A 13334-nucleotide genomic window follows, 5' to 3' on the forward strand; every position below is an offset into this window, starting at 1 on the left:
CCACGGGTGCTCCACTGCTCCACGCGATCGCCGTCCATCCAGTTTGCGCTGTCGCGATCGCCAACGCCAGTGATGTATGTTCTTCGTCCTGAATGTTCCCCCTACCCGAGCCGTCCCACCTCTATCCCGGGTGGGTTTTGGCTATCCCGGGTGGGTTTTGGCGACAAACACCGCCACCGTGCGGGCCGGGACCGTGAGCGTGCCGATGTCCGGGTCGAAGGTGGACTCCCGGACGACGGGATCCCCGGAGGCGGCCTGCACGGGGTGCAGCGTCACTGATCCCTTGGACCGCCCCGCCAATTGCTCCATCGGCTGGGCCTGCGTGGCCGGGGTGGCGTTGAAGACCACGGTGACCGACGACCAGCGCGGGTCCAGCCCGGACGTGTCCACGTGCATCGCGATCACGCCGTCCACCGCGTCGGCGAACGTCAGCCGCTCGCACACCTCGGATCCCAGCGCGAACGCCGGCGACGAGGCCCGGATCCGCAGCAGCTCCCCGAACCGGGCCCGGCACTCGCCGATCGCCGCACATCCGGGGAGCAGGGCCGGGTCCGCCAGCAGCGGCCCGGCGTAGGGCCATCTGGGCTCGTTGTCGGCCCTGGGCGGCAGCCCGCCCCCGAACCCGTTGCCCAGCGAGCAGTCCCACAGCAGCCGGTTGAACCAGTCGCCGGAGTCGAAGGAGTTGCGGTCGAGGGACTTCGAGCGCAACCGCTCGCTGCCCGCGTGCACGAACGCCGCCCCCTGCGCCAGCAGCACGGTGGCCAGCGACAGCACCTGCATGCGCACCCGGTCGGCCATCGGCGTCGGCTGCGGCAGCTTGTACACCAGCGCGTCGAACAGCGTCTCGTTGTCGTGCGCGTCCACGTACGACACCGTCTCGCCCGGCTCGGCCGCGTACCCGGCGGGTGCGCCGTTGTAGTCGATCTCCGAGCCCTTCTTCCCGGAGGGCAGTACGTAGTCGCGCAGGTTCCCGGCCAGCCCGAGCTTGATCAGGTCGGTGTAGCCGGCCAGCCGGGCCCGCTGCTGCTCGGCCGTGCCGTTGACCGGGGCGCCGTTCGGCGCGCCCGCCAGGCCCGAGCCGAACCCCTGCACGCGCGGGTCGGCCTCGAACGGGGTGCCGCCGCGCACCGCGTCACGCAGCCGGTCGGTGAACGTGCCGATGCCGGTCCCGGCCAGGTTGGCCTGCGTGGCCTGCTCGAACCTGGCCCCGTCGGCCACCTCGCCGAAGTTCCAGCCCTCGCCGTAAAGGATGATCGACCTGCCGTCCACACCGTCCCCGTCCACGGTCAGCTCGTCGAGGGCGCGGCGCACGGCGAGGAGGTTGGCCTTCGGGTGGTGGCCCATGAGGTCGAAGCGGAAGCCGTCGATCTTGTACTGGCGGGCCCAGGTGACGACCGAGTCGACCACCAGCCGGCCCATCATCGTGTGCTCGGGCGCGGTGTTGGGGCAGCACGTGGAGTCGGCGACCGCGCCGTCCGCCAGCAGGCGGTGGTAGTAGCCGGGCACGATCGGGTCGAGCACGCCGGTGGAGTGGGTGTGGTTGTAGACCACGTCCATCACCACGCGCAGCCCGGCCCCGTTGAGCGCGGCGACCATGGCGCGGAACTCCTTGATCCGCTCGTCGGGATCCGTCGCGTACGAGCCCTCGGGCACGGTGTAGTGCAGCGGGTCGTACCCCCAGTTGAAGGAGTCGGTCGCGGCCGTGCGCGCCACGCACTCCTGCTGCCGCCGCGAGTCGGGCGGCAACGCGGCGAAGTCACAGTCGGGCTCGGTCCTGTCGGCCCTGCGCTCGGGCACCGTGGCGAAGTCGAACACCGGCAGCAGGTGCACGTGCGTCAGCCCGTCCTCCGCCAGCGCCCGCAGCTCCCGCATCCCGGCGGAGTCGAGGCCGAAGGCCGCGTACGTGCCGCGCAGCCCGGCCGGGACGGTGGCGTCGGAGGCCGAGAAGTCGCGCACGTGCAGCTCGTAGATCGTCGCCCGGTGCTGGGGGACGGCCGGGGGCTTGGCGAGCCGGTCCCAGCCGGGCGGCTTGAGCGCGGGGCCGTCGAGGTCGACGAGCCTGCTGCGCCCGCCGTCCGGGGTCACGGCCAGGCCGTACGGGTCCGTGACCTCGTTCGTGCCCGAGTGGTGCGTGACCAGGAACGTGTACTCGCGGCCCCACCAGGCCGGCAGCCCGCGGATCGACCAGACGCCGGTCTCGTCGTCGCGCCGCATCGGGTGCACGCTCCGGCCGCGCCCGTGGGTGGGGCCGTACAGGGCCAGCTCGACCTTGCGGGCGGTCGGCGCCCACAGCGACAGCCTCGGGGTCACCCGTCCCCTGGGGCCGAGCGGCGCGGTGGCGGCCCCGGCGTAGAGGTCGTCGAGCACGCCGGGGAGCTGCACGCCCGTCGCCGCCGCGAGCTCGCCCGAGCCGTCCCGCGCCACGGCCAGGACCCGCTCGCGCAGCGCCTCGCGGACGAGGCCGGCGTCGCGCGGGTCCACCTTCAGCGCGGTGTACGACGCCAGGTGCGGCCACGTGCTCCGCTGATCGTCGCTCAGCGTCCCGGGCGACAGCCGGATGACCCGCTCGGCGCCGCACGCCAGGCTGTGCTGGAACGACGGGTCGACCTGCCACGCCACCGTGTCGCGGTCGATCCAGTGGGCCCTCGCCTCGCCCTCGCGGATCACGACGCTTTGCAACCCTTTCTGGAAATTTCTGAAACCGCTGGGACCGCTCCCTGACCGGAGGGCCGGCGGACGCGCGGCGGGCAGGGCTCCACCATAGGAGATCACCTGCGAAAACGTCGGGGAACACGCGGTCCGGCGGCCGATCCGCCAGATCCGTGGATCAAGGTAACAACTTGCAAAACCTTACGTACCCATCTTTCAAGGAGCGTCACCTCGGCGTAACGTCCGGCGTGTTCCCCCTCGGAAAGATGAGGAGAAGGACATGCGACGACTCTTACCCGCCGCAGCGGTCGTTGCGGCACTCGCCTTGGCGGTCTCCGCCTGCGGCGGTGGGACCCCGGCACCCCCGACCGCGACCGTCTCCGATCCGTCGAAGGTCAGCGGCGAGATCACGTGGTGGGACACGACGCGGCCGGACAGCGAGGGGCCGACGTTCCAGGCGTTGATCAAGGCATTCGAGGCGAAATACCCGCAGGTCAAGGTCAAGTACGTGAACGTGCCCTCCGACCAGGCCCAGGGGCAGTTCCAGACCGCCGCGCAGGCGGGGGCGGGGGCGCCGGACGTGATCCGCTCGGAGGTGGCCTGGACCTCGCAGTTCGCGTCGCTGGGCTACCTGCAGCCGCTGGACGGCACGCGGGCGGTCGACAACGAGGCCGACTTCCTGCCGGGGCCGCTGAGCAGCACCAAGTACAACGGCAAGACCTACGCCGTGCCGCAGGTCACCGACACCCTCGCGCTGCTCTACAACAAGCGGCTGCTGAAGGAGGCGGGGCACGAGGAGGCGCCGAAGACGATCGCCGAGCTGAAGCAGACCGCGCTCGACGTCAAGGCCAAGACCGGCGCCGAGGGGCTGGCGCTCAACGTCGACTCCTACTTCCTGCTGCCGTTCATCTACGGCGAGGGCGGCGACCTCCTCGACGTGGCCAACAAGAAGATCGTGGTGAACTCGCCGGCGAACGTGCGGGCGATCCAGACCGTGGCCGACCTGATCAGCTCGGGCGCCGCGCCCAAACCCGCCACCACGGAGAGCTACGCCAACGCGATGACCGCCCTCAAGGAGGGCAAGGCGGCGATGATCTACAACGGGCCGTGGTCGTTGTCGGAGATCTACCAGGGCAAGGAGTTCAAGGACAAGACGAACCTGGGCATCGCGCCGGTCCCGGCCGGCTCGGTCAAGGCCGGGGCGCCGACGGGCGGGTGGAACCTGGCGATCTACGCGGGCTCGAAGAACATCCCGGCCGCCTACGAGTTCGTCCGCTTCATGACCACGGTGGAGGCCCAGGCGAAGATCGCCAAGGAGATCAGCCTGCTGCCGACCCGTACCTCCGCCTATGCCAACCCCGACGTGCAGGGCAACTCCGACGTCGTGGTCTTCAAGCCGATCATGGACACCGCCGTGCCGCGGCCCTGGATCCCCGAGGGCGGGCAGCTGTTCCAGCCGCTGCTGGAGGGCTACCAGGCGCTCGTCGGCGGCAAGTCCGCGCCCGCGGACCTGCTCAAGAAGGTCGACGAGCAGTACCGCGGGATCATGAAGGACTGGAGCTGACCGGTGGCGGTCTCGACCGGACGGGTGGCGGCCGCGGGCGAGGGGGCTCGCGGCCGCCACGACAGGCCAGGGCGGTTACGGCGCGCGCTGTCGGCCCACTGGTACGCGTGGGCGATGATCGCGCCGGTGGTGGTCGTGATGGCGGTGCTGATCGGCTGGCCGCTGGCGCGCGGGGTGTACCTGTCGCTGACGGACGCCACCGAGGCGAACATCGGCCGGACCATCGGGGTGAACGTCATCCCGGCCACCTATGAGTTCGTCGGCCTGGACAACTACCTGCGGATCCTGACCTCCGGCCTGTTCTGGGACAAGCTCGCCTGGACCGTCGTGTGGACGGTGGTCTGCGTGGGCCTGCACTACGGCATCGGCCTCGGCCTGGCCGTGATGCTCAACCGCCGGCTGCGCTTCCGCTCCGTCTACCGCGTGCTGCTGATCCTGCCCTGGGCGGTCCCCGCCTTCGTGGCCGCCTTCGTCTGGCGCTACCTGTACAACAGCGACTACGGCGTGATCAACGGCATGCTGAAGGCGGCCGGACTGCCCGCGGTGGGCTGGCTGGACGACCCGACCACGGCCAAGATCGCGGTGATCGCGGTGAACGTGTGGATCGGGGTGCCGTTCATGATGGTCGCCATGCTCGGCGGCCTGCAGTCGATCCCGGCCGAGCTGTACGAGGCGGCCGAGGTGGACGGGGCGAACGCATGGCAGCGGTTCCGGGCGATCACGCTCCCGGGGCTGCGCCAGGTGTCGTCCACGGTGATCCTGCTCGGCACGATCTGGACGTTCAACATGTTCCCGATCATCTTCCTGGTGACGCGGGGCGGCCCGGGCAGCGAGACCGAGATCCTGGTCACCTACGCCTTCCGCGAGGCCTTCACCGGCGTGCGCGACTACGCGGGCTCGGCCGCCTGGGGCGTGATCATCCTCCTCATGCTGGTGGTGCTGGCGGTCGGCTACCGCCGCACGTTGCGTAGTCAAGGAGATCCCTGGTGAGCACGACGACGCGCGGGCACGGTCGAGGGCACGGTCGAGGGCGCGGTCGAGGGCGCGGCGAGCGCGGCCCGCTGGCCTCGATCGGCCTGCACGCGGGCCTGCTGCTCGCCGTGGCCGTCTCGCTGTTCCCGGTCGTGTGGCTGGTGCTGACCTCGCTCAAGCCGCGCGACAGCTGGCTGTCGGCGGAGCTGCGGCTCTTCGACCACTCCTCGCTCGACAACTACGTCCGCGTGCTGACCGCGACCGAGTTCCCGCGGTGGCTGCTCAACAGCGTGCTCACCGCCGGTCTGACCATGCTGGCCGGGGTGTTCCTGGCGGCGACCACGGGGTACGCCGTCAGCCGGTTCCGCTTCCCCGGGCACCGCTCGGTCATGTGGCTGCTGCTGATCACCCAGATGTTCCCGGTCGCCATCCTCATCGTGCCGCTCTACAACCTGATGGCCGGGCTCGGGCTGCTCAACCAGATCCCCGGGCTGGTGATCGCGTACATGACGATCTCCGTGCCGTTCTGCGCCTGGATGATGAAGAGCTACTTCGACACCGTGCCGGTGGAGATCGACCAGGCGGCGATGGTGGACGGGCTGACCCCGTTCGGCACGTTCTGGCGGGTGGTGCTGCCGCTGGCGCGGCCGGGGATCGCGGTGACCGCGTTCTACTGCTTCATGACCGCCTGGGGCGAGGTCGGCTACGCCACCGTGTTCATGTCCCAGGAGGACAAGCGCACCCTGGGGGTCGGGTTGCAGCAGTTCGTCGGCCAGCACTGGTCCGACTGGGGGCTGATGACCGCCTCGGCCGTGCTCATCGCCATCCCGGCCGGCGCCGTCTTCCTCCTCGTCCAGCGCCACCTCATCACCGGCCTCACGGCCGGCGCGACGAAGTCCTGAGGGTGGCCTGATTCTTTCGCATAGTGGCTCACCGGCCACTGGTGAGAGTCAGGCAGCGCTGGCAATAATTGCAGACGCCGCATAAAGGCGGACGCACTGCAATGGAGGATTTGACATGCCTGTCGGGCTTCTCGCCCTGGCACTCGGGGGCTTCGGCATCGGGCTCACCGAGTTCGGGATCATCGGTCTGCTGCCCGAGGTCGCGGCGGACTTCGGCGTCAGCGAGCCGGTCGCCGGATATCTGGTCTCGGGTTACGCGCTGAGCGTGGCGGTCGGCGCCATCGCGCTCACCGCGGCCATCGCCCGGTTCGACCGCAAAAAGGTGCTGCTGGCGCTGATGGTGCTGTTCGTCGCGGGCAACCTGATCTCCGCGATCGCGCCGGTCTACCCGGTGCTGATGGCGGGCCGGGTCGTGGCGGCGCTGTGCCACGGCGCGTTCTTCGGCGTCGGCTCGGTGGTCGCCGCCGACATGGTCGCGCCTAACCGGCGGGCGGGCGCCATCGCGCTGATGTTCGGCGGGCTGACCGCGGCCAACGTGCTCGGGGTCCCGCTGGGTACGCTGCTCGGCCAGCAGCTCGGCTGGCGCTCGACGTTCTGGGCGATCACGGTCATCGGCGTGGTCGCGCTGGCCGGGATCCGGCTGCTGGTGCCGCCGACGCCGGCGCCGGCCGGGACGAGCCTGCGCGCCGAGCTGGGCGCGTTCCGCCGGCCGCAGGTCTGGGTCTCCGCCGCGGTCACCGTGCTCGCCTTCGGCGGCATGTTCGGCGCGTTCACCTACATCGCGTTCACGCTCACCGAGGTCAGCGGGTTCGCCGGCGCCACGGTGCCCTGGCTGCTGGTGCTGTTCGGGGCCGGCACGTTCGCGGGCAACTTCCTCGGCGGCAAGTTCGCCGACCGGGCGCTGAACACGTCGCTGGCCGCGATCCTGGCGCTGCTCACCGCGGTGCTCGCGATGTTCGCGCTGACCGCGCAGAGCAAGGTCATGACGATCGTCTCGCTGCTGCTGATGGGCGCGGTCGGCCTGGCCACCGCGCCCGGGCTGCAACTGCGGATCATGCGGTACGCCCAGGACGCGCCCACGATGGCCTCCGGCGCCAACATCGCGGCCTTCAACGTCGGCAACGCGCTGGGCGCCTGGCTGAGCGGGCTGGCCCTGGGGTCCGGCTTCGGGTTCGTCTCACCGCTCTGGGTCGGTGCCGCGATCACCCTCGCCGGCCTCGCCGTCCTGGCCGCCGGCTCGGCCCTCCCGAACCGCCGGACGCCGAGCGCCGCCTGACCGCCGGACGCCACCGGACCGGCCCTCCCGGACCACCGGACACCGAGCACCGCCTGACCGCCGGACGCCAAGCACCGCCGGACGTCGCAGAGGTCATGGCGCCCACCTTACGAGGACCCGCCCCTCGGGGATCAGGGCCGACCGCTCCCACGTCCAGGTCGGCACGGTGATCATCTCGGCGGGGCCGCCGAGGGCGACGGGCGTGTCCAGGAGGACGGAGTGCGGGGTGAGCCGCAGGCCGCCCTCGGGGATGACGACGCTCTCCAGGGGCGTGCGCAGGCTTGGGCCGTCCGGCTCGTCCAGGTCGCTGGGCACCCAGGTGTCCTCACCGGCGAAGGCCGTGAACGCCAGCGCGCCGCCGGGGGCCGCGCCGGAGTGGCGCAGCGTCCCGGCGGGCAGCCAGCCGTGCTGCCCGGCCGCGTACGTGATGCCGGAGACGGACAGCTCGCCCTCCAGCAGCACGAACTCCTCCCCCGCCAGGTAGTGGCCGCGCTGGGACCGGGCCCAGCCGGGCGGGAAGCGGACGAGCGAGGACATGCCGTCCAGCCGGGCCTGGCGCACCGGCAGGTTGGAGCCCGGGACCAGGAAGTCCCGGGCGGGCAGCTCAGCGTCGAGCAGGTCGATCAGCACGTCAGCGCCCGCGCCGCCGCTTCTTGAGAATGGAGCGGACGGTCAGCGCCGCCACGATCAGCACGATCTGGCCGCCGAGCACGATGCGGTTGACGTCGACGGCGGGCCGCCAGCTGACCTCGCCGTCCTTCAGCACGTAGACGCCCGCGGGCGTGGCGCTGAAGCCGAAGCCGCCGCCGCTGCCCCCGCCCTCGCCGCTCTCCCCCTTGCCCCGGCCGTCCCCGCCGCCGCCCCCTTGGACGACCCGGGCGACCGGGATGACGACGACGTCGCCCTGCTGGACGGGCTCACCGAAGACGCGTTTGACGGTCGCGGCGTCCTTCGCCTGCTCGACCACCTTCATGATGTCCATCCCACCATCGTCAACCACAGCTCGCCCCTCTCGCCACCGGCGTGCTCCCGCGTCAGTCGAACGTCGTCGAGATCTCGTGCCAGCCGCCCGGCGCGATCTTCGCGGCCGCCTCCGGCCCCCAGGAGCCCCGCTCGTACGGCAGCGGCCGGTCCGGCAGGTCGAGCACCCGCCGGACGATCCGCCACGACTCCTCCACCAGGTCGAACCTGGCGAACCGCCGCGGGTCGCCGCTGACGGCGTCGGCCAGCACGCGCTCGTAGGCGGCCTCCATCGGCCCGAGCACCTTGGTGAAGTCGACGCTGACCGGCACCGGCCTGGTGTGCTGCTTGCCCGGCTCCTTGGCCAGCAGGTCGAAGGTGACCCCCGCGTCCGGCTGCAGCCGGAACCTGATGAGATTGGGGCCGGGGGGCGCGTCGCCGCCGTGGAACATCGTCACCGGCGGCTTGCGCAGCTCGGCGACGATCTCCAGGTCGGTGGTCGGCAGCCCCTTGCCGGAGCGGATGCACCACGGCACGCCGGCCCAGCGCCAGTTGTCGATGTAGGCACGCAGGGCGACGAACGTCTCGGTGGTGGATTCGGGCCGGACGCCGTGGGTGTCGAGGTAGCCGGAGTATTGGCCGCGTACGACGTCGGCGGGGTCGATGGCCTGCACGGCGCGCAGCACCCGCCACTTCTCGTCGAGCTGGGCGCGGGCGTCGGTGGACGGCGGCGGGTCCATGGCGAGGATGGCCAGCAGCTGCAGCAGGTGATTCTGCACCACGTCGCGGATCGTGCCGTTGGCGTCGTAGAAGGCGCCGCGGTCGCACACGTCGAAGTCCTCGGCCATGGTGATCTGGACGCTGCGGATGTGGCTGCGGTTCCAGATGGGCTCCAGCAGCGTGTTGGCGAACCGGAACACCATGAGGTCCTCGACCGGCTCCTTGGCCAGGAAGTGGTCGACCCGCCGCACGTGGTCCTCGTCGAAGTGCTTGAGCAGCTCCTCGTTGAGCTCGCGGGCCGAGGCGAGGTCGTGGCCGAACGGCTTCTCCACGACGAGCCTGGCGTCGTGGTTGAGCCCGGCCCCGGCCAGGCCCTCGGCGACCGTGGCGAACAGCGACGGCGGCACCGCGAGGTAGTGGACGAGGAAGCCCTTACCCGCCGCCTCCTCGCGGAGCGTGGCGAACGTCTCGGGGTCGCGGTAGTCGCCCGCGACCAGCCGCAGGTTTCCGGCGAGCTTGTCGAAGGCCGCGTCGCGCACGCCGCCGACGGCCTGGCGGACGTGCTCGCGCAGCCCGTCGAGGCCGAGGTCGGTCTTGGCCACGCAGATGACGGGCAGGTCGAGCCTGCTGTCGGCGGTCAGGCGGTAGAGGGCGGGCAGGATCATCTTGCGCGCGAGGTCGCCGGTGACGCCGAACAGCACCAGCGCCCCCGCCCGCTCCGCGCCCCTCCTGTGCTCGGTCCCGGACGCGTGGCGCATGTCAGACACGCCTTCCGCGCAGCTCGCGGTATTTCCGCACGAGCTGTTCGGTGGAGGCGTCGGGGAGCCCGGTGGGCGGGTCCTCAGAGGTGAGCGCGGGCGCCAGGTCGAGCGCCATCTTCTTGCCCAGCTCGACGCCCCACTGGTCGAAGGAGTCGATCCCCCAGATCGTGCCCTCGACGAACACGATGTGCTCGTAGAGCGCGACGAGCTGGCCCAGCGTCGAGGGGGTCAGCTTGGGCGCGAGGATCGTGGAGGTGGGCCGGTTGCCGGGCATCACCTTGTGCGGCACGATCTCGGGCGGCGTGCCCTCGGCGGCGATCTCCTCGGCCGTCTTGCCGAACGCCAGCGCCGAGGTCTGGGCCAGGAGGTTGGCGATGAGCTGGTCGTGCATGCCCTCGCGGTCCTCGAACGGCTCGGCGAAGCCGATGAAGTCGGCGGGCACGAGCCGGGTGCCCTGGTGGAGGAGCTGGTAGAAGGCGTGCTGCCCGTTGGTGCCCGGCTCGCCCCAGAAGATCTCGCCGGTGGCGACCGGGACGGGGGTGCCGTCGGCGCGCACGGACTTGCCGTTGGACTCCATCGTGAGCTGCTGCAGGTAGGCGGGGAAGCGGTGCAGCCGCTGGCTGTAGGGCAGCACGGCGCGGGTCTCGGCGCCGAAGAAGTCGTTATACCAGATCCCGAGCAGGCCCATCAGCACCGGCATGTTGGCCTCGAACGGGGCGCTGCGGAAGTGCTCGTCGATGAGGTGGAAGCCGGCCAGCATCTCGCGGAACCGCTCGGGGCCGATCGTGATCATCAGGGACAGGCCGATGGCGCCGTCGTAGGAGTAGCGGCCGCCGACCCAGTCCCAGAAGCCGAACATGTTGTCGGTGTCGATGCCGAACTCGGCGACCTTGGCGGCGTTGGTGGAGACGGCCACGAAGTGCTTGGACACCGCGTCCTCGCCCAGCGCCTCGACCAGCCAGCGGCGGGCGACGCGGGCGTTGGTGAGCGTCTCGAGCGTGGTGAAGGTCTTGGAGCTGACCACGAACAGCGTGGTCGCGGGGTCGAGGCCGGCGAGGTTGCCGGTGATGTCGGCCGGGTCGATGTTGGAGACGAACCTGGCCGCCACGCCCGCGTCGGCGTAGTCGCGCAGCGCCTCGTAGGCCATGGCGGGGCCGAGGTCGGAGCCGCCGATGCCGATGTTGACCACGGTCTCGATGGGCTTGCCGGTGGCGCCCTTCCACTCCTTGGACCTGACCCGGTCGGCGAAGGCGCTCATCTTCCCGAGCACGGCGTGCACGTCGGCGACCACGTCCTGCCCGTCCACGACCAGCTCGGCGGCGCGCGGCAGGCGGAGGGCGACGTGCAGGACGGCGCGGTCCTCGCTGACGTTGATGTGCTCGCCGCCGAACATCGCGGTGATCCGCTCGCGCAGCCCCGCCCGCTCGGCCAGGGCCACCAGCAGGTCGATCGTCTCGCCGGTGGCGCGCTGCTTGGCGTAGTCGAGGAAGAGATCGCCGGCGGTCACGGTCATGCGCCCGGCACGGCCCGGGTCCTCCGCGAACAGCTCCCGCAGCCGCCTGCCCGCCAGCTCCTCATGGTGCTTGCCGAGAGCCGCCCACTCCTGGCTCTGGGTGATGTCGCCGTTCACGCTTCCTCCTCGTGTCGCCAAACCGGATCACCATTGTCCCTGCCAATGGGAAACCTGCTCGTCTGACCGCCGCACCTTTGTCGTGCTCCGTTAAGACCGTGGCGTCAGCCAGCTTCGCAGATCTCCCACTGGAACCGCTTACCCACAGGGCCTCATTCCGCGCACGGCGGAGCGGAGTTTTTGGGGCTCAGTGGGATTCTCGGCCCACGTGGTCCCCGCTGGAGCCGATGAGGAAGTCGAGGTCGGCGCCGCGGTCGGCCTGGGTGACGTGCTCGACGTAGAGGCGCTCCCAGCCGCGTACGGGCCGGGCGTACCCGATCTTCACGGGCTCCCTGGCGGCCAGCTCGGCGTCGGGGATGTCCACGTCGAGCCGCCGGGCGGCCACGTCGAGCACGATCGGGTCGCCGGTGCGCACCTTCGCCAGCGGGCCGCCGGCCGCCGCCTCGGGCGCGGTGTGCAGGACGACCGTGCCGTACGCGGTGCCGCTCATGCGGGCGTCGCTGATGCGCACCATGTCGCGCACGCCCTTCTCCAGCAGCTTGGCGGGCAGCGGCAGGTTGCCCACCTCGGGCATGCCGGGGTAGCCCTTGGGGCCGCAGCCGCGCAGCACGAGCACCGAGGTCTCGTCGATGTCGAGGCCGGGCGAGTCGAGGCGGGCGTACACGTCCTCGATGCTGTCGAAGACGACGGCCCGGCCGCGGTGGCGCAGCAGCTCGGGCGAGGCGGCGGCGGGCTTGATCACCGCGCCGCCGGGGGCGAGGTTGCCGCGCAGGACGGCGATGCCGGCGTCGGGCAGCAGCGGGTCGGAGCGGCGCCTGATGACGCTCTCGTCCCAGATCTCGGCCTCGGCGAGGTGCTCGACGAGCGGGCGGCCCGTGACGGTGATCGCCTCCGGGTCGAGCAGATCCTCGACCTCCTTGAGCACGGCCGTGAGGCCGCCCGCCCGGAACAGGTCGTCCATCAGGTGGCGTCCGGCGGGCTGGAGGTCCACGAGTAACGGCACCCCGGCGCCGGTGCGGTCGAAGTCGTCCAGGCTGAGGTCCACGCCGAGCCGGCCCGCGACGGCCAGCAGGTGGACGACGGCGTTGGTGGAGCCGCCGACGGCGGCCAGGGTCACGATGGCGTTGAGGAACGCGGCCCTGGTCATGACCTGGCTGGGGCGGCGGCCCTCCAGGACGAGGTCCACGGCCAGGCGGCCGGTCTCGTGGGAGCGTTCGAGCAGGCGGCTGTCGGGGGCGGGGGTGCCCGCGGTGCCGGGGATCGTCATGCCGAGGGCCTCGGCCATGCAGGCCATGGTGGAGGCGGTGCCCATCGTGTTGCAGTGGCCGCGGCTGCGGATCATGGACGACTCGGACCGCAGGAACGCCTCGCGCGACAGCGTGCCCGCGCGTACCTCCTCGCTGAGGCGCCACACGTCGGTGCCGCAGCCGAGCGGCGCGCCGCGGAAGTGCCCCGTCAGCATGGGGCCGCCGGGCATCACGACGGCGGGCAGGTCCACGGAGGAGGCGGCCATGAGCAGCGACGGGATGGTCTTGTCGCACCCGCCGAGCAGCACCACGCCGTCGATGGGGTTGGCGCGCAGCATCTCCTCGGTGGCCATGGCGGCCAGGTTGCGCCAGAGCATGGCGGTGGGGCGCACGTTCGTCTCGCCCAGGGAGACGACCGGCAGGTTGAGCGGCACGCCGCCGGCCTCCCAGACGCCGTTGGCGACGCTCTCGGCGACCTCGTTCAGGTGGGAGTTGCAGGGGGTGAGGTCGGAGGCGGTGTTGGCGATCGCGATGTGCGGCTTGCCGCCCTCGAACGCCTCGCGGGGCAGGCCGCGCCGCATCCATGCCCGATGGATGTAGGAGTTGCGGTCGTTCCCCGAGTACCAGCGCGAACTCCTGAATGCCATATTCGG

The 13334-nt window shown here is 71.3% G+C and carries 10 protein-coding genes; 4 read left to right on the top strand and 6 right to left on the bottom strand.

The window, feature by feature from the left end:
- Positions 1 to 141: 141 nt before the first annotated feature.
- Entirely contained in the window at positions 142 to 2667 is a 2526-nt protein-coding gene (gene pulA, locus AB0J87_RS39270; RefSeq protein WP_363974286.1) for a pullulanase-type alpha-1,6-glucosidase, read from the bottom strand.
- Between the two features lie 262 nt (positions 2668 to 2929).
- Here pulA and AB0J87_RS39275 point away from each other — a divergent pair, with 262 nt between their 5' ends.
- The 4 genes from AB0J87_RS39275 to AB0J87_RS39290 all read left to right on the top strand — a co-directional run bounded on the left by AB0J87_RS39275 (position 2930) and on the right by AB0J87_RS39290 (position 7363).
- Entirely contained in the window at positions 2930 to 4213 is a 1284-nt protein-coding gene (locus AB0J87_RS39275) for an extracellular solute-binding protein (RefSeq protein WP_363974289.1), read from the top strand.
- Between the two features lie 3 nt (positions 4214 to 4216).
- Entirely contained in the window at positions 4217 to 5203 is a 987-nt protein-coding gene (locus tag AB0J87_RS39280) for a sugar ABC transporter permease (protein ID WP_350727890.1), read from the top strand.
- Positions 5200 to 6087, top strand: a complete 888-nt coding sequence (locus tag AB0J87_RS39285) for a carbohydrate ABC transporter permease (protein ID WP_363974292.1) — start codon at positions 5200 to 5202, stop codon at positions 6085 to 6087. Before AB0J87_RS39280 ends, AB0J87_RS39285 begins: the two co-directional genes overlap by 4 nt.
- Positions 6088 to 6202: 115 nt before the next feature.
- Complete coding sequence (locus AB0J87_RS39290; RefSeq protein WP_363974295.1) at positions 6203 to 7363, top strand: MFS transporter; 1161 nt, start codon at positions 6203 to 6205, stop codon at positions 7361 to 7363.
- Between the two features lie 93 nt (positions 7364 to 7456).
- On the opposite strand, the gene AB0J87_RS39295 is transcribed toward AB0J87_RS39290, so the two are convergent.
- The 5 genes from AB0J87_RS39295 to AB0J87_RS39315 form a co-directional block, all read right to left on the bottom strand.
- Positions 7457 to 7993, bottom strand: coding sequence for a hypothetical protein (locus AB0J87_RS39295; RefSeq protein WP_363974298.1), 537 nt, complete (start codon positions 7991 to 7993; stop codon positions 7457 to 7459).
- Between the two features lies 1 nt (position 7994).
- On the bottom strand, positions 7995 to 8345 hold the full coding sequence (locus tag AB0J87_RS39300) for a spore germination protein GerW family protein (protein ID WP_350727886.1): 351 nt from the start codon (positions 8343 to 8345) through the stop codon (positions 7995 to 7997).
- Between the two features lie 52 nt (positions 8346 to 8397).
- Positions 8398 to 9801: a glucose-6-phosphate dehydrogenase gene (gene zwf, locus AB0J87_RS39305; RefSeq protein ID WP_363974302.1), complete on the bottom strand. Its 1404-nt coding sequence runs from the start codon at positions 9799 to 9801 to the stop codon at positions 8398 to 8400.
- Position 9802: 1 nt separating this feature from the next.
- A complete protein-coding gene (gene pgi, locus AB0J87_RS39310; protein ID WP_363974305.1) occupies positions 9803 to 11434 on the bottom strand; it encodes a glucose-6-phosphate isomerase in 1632 nt (543 codons plus the stop codon).
- A 187-nt stretch (positions 11435 to 11621) separates the two neighbouring features.
- Positions 11622 to 13328 carry an IlvD/Edd family dehydratase gene (locus AB0J87_RS39315; protein WP_363974308.1) on the bottom strand — a complete coding sequence of 569 codons (1707 nt, stop codon included), beginning with the start codon at positions 13326 to 13328 and terminating at the stop codon, positions 11622 to 11624.
- Positions 13329 to 13334: the final 6 nt, after the last annotated feature.

Origin of the sequence: Nonomuraea sp. NPDC049625 (assembly GCF_040675285.1) — a bacterium.
GTDB lineage: Bacteria > Actinomycetota > Actinomycetes > Streptosporangiales > Streptosporangiaceae > Nonomuraea > Nonomuraea angiospora_A.

Excerpts from the sequence above, each read along its gene's own strand:
- AB0J87_RS39300 (WP_350727886.1), bottom strand. The coding sequence starts at position 8,345 with ATGGACATCATGAAGGTGGTCGAGCAGGCGAAGGACGCCGCGACCGTC.
- AB0J87_RS39275 (WP_363974289.1), top strand. The coding sequence starts at position 2,930 with ATGCGACGACTCTTACCCGCCGCAGCGGTCGTTGCGGCACTCGCCTTG.
- AB0J87_RS39290 (WP_363974295.1), top strand. The coding sequence starts at position 6,203 with ATGCCTGTCGGGCTTCTCGCCCTGGCACTCGGGGGCTTCGGCATCGGG.
- AB0J87_RS39315 (WP_363974308.1), bottom strand. The coding sequence starts at position 13,328 with ATGGCATTCAGGAGTTCGCGCTGGTACTCGGGGAACGACCGCAACTCC.
- zwf (WP_363974302.1), bottom strand. The coding sequence starts at position 9,801 with ATGCGCCACGCGTCCGGGACCGAGCACAGGAGGGGCGCGGAGCGGGCG.